Here is a 4,314-nt window from a genome sequence, read left to right on the forward strand (position 1 = left end):
AACCGGCACTTCGAACACATGATCGTCAAACGCGAAAACCAAACCCCGATCCAGGTCGACGGCGAAATCTTCAACACCGAAAAGGAAGTGCACATCGAGGTGCTGCCCTCCGCCCTCAACGTGCTGGTTCCCCAGGAAACATCGACGTAGGCCCATGGACAGCTTTTCCCCCGACATTCTCTATATGCGCATGGCGCTGCGCGAGGCCGAGCAAGCCGCCGCCGAGGGCGAAGTGCCCTGCGGGGCCGTCATCGTGCTCAACGGCGAAATCATCGGCAAGGCGCACAACCAGACCGAAATGCTCAACGATCCAACGGCCCATGCCGAGATCCTCGCCATCACCCAGGCCACGCAGGCGGTCGGTAACTGGCGGCTCATCGATGCGGTCATGTATGTCACCAAAGAGCCCTGCCCGATGTGCGCGGGCGCGCTCGTGCTCTCGCGCATCAAAAAGGTGGTCTGGGGCATGACCGATCCGGTCCGCGGCGGCGCCGTCTCCAAATTCAACATTCTCAACGAAGCCGATCTCAACCACGCCGTCGAAATCCAAACCGGCGTGATGGAGGCCGATTGCAAAGCCGTCATGCAGCACTTTTTCCAGGATCTGCGCCTGCGCGCGAAAGAGCGCAAAAGGCTGGACCGGGAAAACAACGACGAAGGGTCCGGCTAGCCGAGTCCGCGCCGCAGGCGCGCCCACACACGTAACGAAGGAAACAATTCATGAACGGTTATCTGGTTTTCATTCTCGCACTCCTGGTTTTCAACTGGCTGCTTTCGCTGATTGTTGAAACGCTCAATCTCCGCCACCTGCGCACCGAGATACCCGAAGAGTTTCGCGGCACCTACGACGCCAGCAACTATGCCAAGTCGCAGCGCTACCTGAAAGACAACACCCGCTTCGACCAGATCCAGTCGGCCATCATGCTGCCGCTCACCATCGCCTTCATCCTGCTGGGCGGCTTCCGTTGGGTGAACGACATCGCCCAAGGCATCTCGGCGCACATGATTCTGCAAGGGTTGGTGTTCGGCGGCATCCTCATGCTGATCGGCCAGGCCGTCGGCCTGCCCTTCGGCATCTACTCCACCTTCGTGATCGAAGAAAAATACGGCTTCAACAAAACCACCGCCAAAACCTTTATCGCGGACCTCTTCAAGGGGCTTCTGCTCACCGCCCTGCTCGGCGGCCCGATCTTTGCGCTGGTGCTCTGGATCTTTTCCGCCGTTCCCTACGCATGGCTCTGGGCCTGGGTGGCGCTGAGCGTCATCCAAATCTTCATCATGTTCATCGCGCCCGTAGTCATCTTCCCGCTCTTCAACAGGTTTACGCCGTTGGAAGAGGGCGAGCTGCGGTCGGCCATCGAAACCTACGCCGCCGAACAAAACTATACGCTGAGCGGCATCTACAAAATCGACGGCTCCAAGCGCTCCACCAAATCCAACGCCTACTTCACCGGCTTCGGAAAAACCAAACGCATCGCCCTCTACGACACGCTGATCGAAAACCACACGACCGAGGAACTCGTCGGCGTGCTCGCCCACGAAATGGGCCACTGCAAGCGCGGCCACATCAAAAAGACCATCGTCATCTCCATGGCCTCGATGCTGCTGATGTTTTTCATCCTCTCGCTGTTCATCAGCAAGGAGGGCCTCTATGCCGCGTTCGGGATCGAAGGCACCCCGCTCTATGCCGGGCTCATCTTCTTCGGCTTCCTCTACGCCCCCATCAGCATGGTTCTCGGACTCCTCGGCAACATGCTCTCGCGCAAGCACGAGTTCGAAGCCGACGCCTTCGCCGCCGAAACCACCCAGGCCCCCGGCAAAATGATCGCCGCGCTCAAGAAGCTTTCGGTCGACAACCTCTCCAACCTCACGCCCCACCCGCTAAAGGTGTTCCTCGAATATTCGCACCCGCCCGTCCTCGCCCGCATCAAGGCGCTGCGGGAAATAGGGTCGTAGGTCCTGCGACGGTGGGGCAGGCATCTATGCCTCCTAAATGGGGTGAGGCCGGAGAGACGCAGGCCCTGCGACCAAAACACGGAGTCCGGCGTCTCCGTCATTTATGTGGAGCACCGTGTGCCAACGGCACAACACGATTTAGCATCCCGCGTCGCATCTGCAATTCTTGGCACCTTTGCGGTCGTTGATTGTTCGAATGCGTTGTTTTTGGGGCCGGCTCATCCGCAATGAATCATTTTATCCGAAATCATTTTGTCGGATGGTTCCGGACAAGGGAGCGTTGCCACCTCGAAGAACGAAGCGACTAGAATTTCGGGACGGCGGCGAGGAGCTTTTTGGTGTAGTCGTGCTGCGGGTTGTCGATGACGTCGGCGACCGGGCCCATTTCCACGATTTCCCCGGCATACATGACGGCGACGCGGTCGCACAGGTTGCGGACGACGGCGAGGTCGTGGCTGACGAACAGGAAGGCGAGGTTGCGCTCGGCCCGCAGTTTTTGGAGCAACTTGAGGATCTCGGCCTGCACGGAAACGTCGAGCGCGGAGACGGGTTCATCGGCCACCAGCAGGTCGGGATTGAGCGACAGCGCGCGTGCGATGCAGATGCGCTGGCGCTGGCCGCCGGAAAATTCGTGCGGATAGCGCCACGCCCAATCCTTGTTCAAGCCGACGGATTCGAACAGTTCGGTGACGCGCTCGCGGCGTTCCGCGACGTTGGCGCCGATCTTATGGACGCCCAACACATCGACAATGGCGCTGCCGACCTTCATGCGGGCGTTGAGCGAACCGTAGGGATCCTGAAAAACCATCTGCACTTCCTGGCGGTAGGTTTTCAGTTGCTTGCCCTTGAGCGACGCGACGTCGACGCCCTTGAAATCGATGACGCCGGAGGTTGGCGCATTGATGCGGATGATGGTTTTCCCCAGCGAGCTCTTGCCGCAACCGCTCTCGCCGACGAGGCCGAAGATTTCGCCGGGTTTGATGTTGAAGGAGACATTTTTCACGGCGTGGACGGCATCGTGTCCGTGGCCATAAACAACGTTGAGATTTTCGACTGTGAGCAAGTTTTCCATAGGTCTATTCAACAAAATCGTGAGGGACGAAACGAATACGGCACATCCGCCCGGAATTATTTTGTCCTACATCATGTTGTCGGACACTCTTTGGGAAGGAGGCGCGGTACGGCGGCCATGAGTTTTTTGGTATATTCGTGCTGCGGATCGTAGAGCACCTGGCGGGTGGTGCCCTCTTCGACCACCTTGCCGCGCTGCATCACGTAGACGCGGTCGGCGAGGTCGGCCACGATGCCGAAGTTGTGGGTAATCATCAGCACCGATTGGCCGGTCTTTTCGCTCAGCTCGGCGAGGAGGTTGAGGATTTCGCGCTGGACGGTCACGTCGAGCGCGGTGGTCGGTTCGTCGGCCACGAGCAGGTCGGGCGAGCAGGCGAGCGCCATGGCAATCATGCAGCGTTGCAGCTGGCCGCCGCTCATTTGGTGCGGGAACGCGCCCGCGAGGCGCACCGGGAGATGGACGACGTCGAGCAGGCGCGCCACCTCGGCCTTGCGGTCGATCCCCTTGCGGTGGAGTTTGAGGGCCTCTTCGATCTGCCACCCGATCGTGAAAACCGGATTGAAGGAGACCATCGGCTCCTGGAAAATATAGGAGATGCGGCTGCCGCGGATTTGACGCAACTCGCGTTCTTCGAGCTCGAGCATGTTTTTGCCGGCGAACATCACGGAACCGCCCTCGAAGCGCGCCGCGCGCGGCACCAGCTTGGTCAGCGAGAGCGCACTCATGCTCTTGCCGCTGCCGGACTCGCCGACGAGCGCCACGGTTTCGCCCTTGGCCACCGTGAACGATACCTGGTCCACCGCCTTGACCTCGTCTTCGCCGCGTCCGAAATGCAGTGAGAGATCCTTCACTTCCAAAATGTTCTTTTCTTCAGACATAAGCCGTACAGGAGTGCGTTTTCGACAAAATAATTACGGACAAAATGATTACCGCTCATCCGCAATGAATTATTTTGTTCTAAATCATTTTGTCGAATCTCTCCGTTAAAGGGTCCTGTTAATCATTGAGTCGCGGATCGAGGGCGTCGCGCAGGGCATCGCCGAGGAGGTTGAAGGCCAGCACCAACAGGAACACGGCCAGGGTGACGAAGGTCATTTCCCACCACATGCCCTGCCAAAGCCGCATGCGGGCGGAGTTGATCATCAGCCCCCAGGAGGGCTGGTCCTGCACGCCGATGCCGATGAAGCTGAGGAACACCTCGGTGCCGACCGCCGCCGGGAAGCGCAGCGTGAAGGTCACGATGATCACGTGCATGACGTTGGGCAGGATATGCTTGAAAATGATGC

The 4,314-nt window shown here is 59.2% G+C and carries 5 protein-coding genes; 2 read left to right on the forward strand and 3 right to left on the reverse strand.

The features are described from left to right. The first annotated feature begins 154 nt into the window (after positions 1-154). Both tadA and ABYO54_RS14595 read left to right on the forward strand, forming a co-directional pair. A complete protein-coding gene (gene tadA, locus ABYO54_RS14590; RefSeq protein ID WP_372808975.1) occupies positions 155-670 on the forward strand; it encodes a tRNA adenosine(34) deaminase TadA in 516 nt (171 codons plus the stop codon). 50 nt (positions 671-720) lie between these two features. After that, positions 721-1,956 carry a M48 family metallopeptidase gene (locus ABYO54_RS14595; protein WP_372808976.1) on the forward strand — a complete coding sequence of 412 codons (1,236 nt, stop codon included), beginning with the start codon at positions 721-723 and terminating at the stop codon, positions 1,954-1,956. A gap of 304 nt (positions 1,957-2,260) precedes the next feature. On the opposite strand, the gene ABYO54_RS14600 is transcribed toward ABYO54_RS14595, so the two are convergent. From ABYO54_RS14600 to ABYO54_RS14610, 3 genes are all read right to left on the reverse strand, one after another. Then, complete coding sequence (locus ABYO54_RS14600; protein WP_372808977.1) at positions 2,261-3,019, reverse strand: ATP-binding cassette domain-containing protein; 759 nt, start codon at positions 3,017-3,019, stop codon at positions 2,261-2,263. Positions 3,020-3,099: 80 nt separating this feature from the next. Then, on the reverse strand, positions 3,100-3,906 hold the full coding sequence (locus tag ABYO54_RS14605) for an ATP-binding cassette domain-containing protein (RefSeq protein ID WP_372808978.1): 807 nt from the start codon (positions 3,904-3,906) through the stop codon (positions 3,100-3,102). Between the two features lie 118 nt (positions 3,907-4,024). Further along, positions 4,025-4,314, reverse strand: a 290-nt coding sequence (locus ABYO54_RS14610) for an ABC transporter permease (RefSeq protein WP_372808979.1), incomplete at its 5' end; no start/stop codon positions are given.

This window comes from Pontiella sp. (assembly GCF_041622395.1).
Lineage (GTDB): Bacteria > Verrucomicrobiota > Kiritimatiellia > Kiritimatiellales > Pontiellaceae > Pontiella.

What these genes read in the sequence shown, in the direction of transcription:
- tadA (WP_372808975.1), top strand. Translation starts at nt 155, where the DNA reads ATGGACAGCTTTTCCCCCGACATTCTCTATATGCGCATGGCGCTGCGC.
- ABYO54_RS14605 (WP_372808978.1), bottom strand. Translation starts at nt 3,906, where the DNA reads ATGTCTGAAGAAAAGAACATTTTGGAAGTGAAGGATCTCTCACTGCAT.
- ABYO54_RS14595 (WP_372808976.1), top strand. Translation starts at nt 721, where the DNA reads ATGAACGGTTATCTGGTTTTCATTCTCGCACTCCTGGTTTTCAACTGG.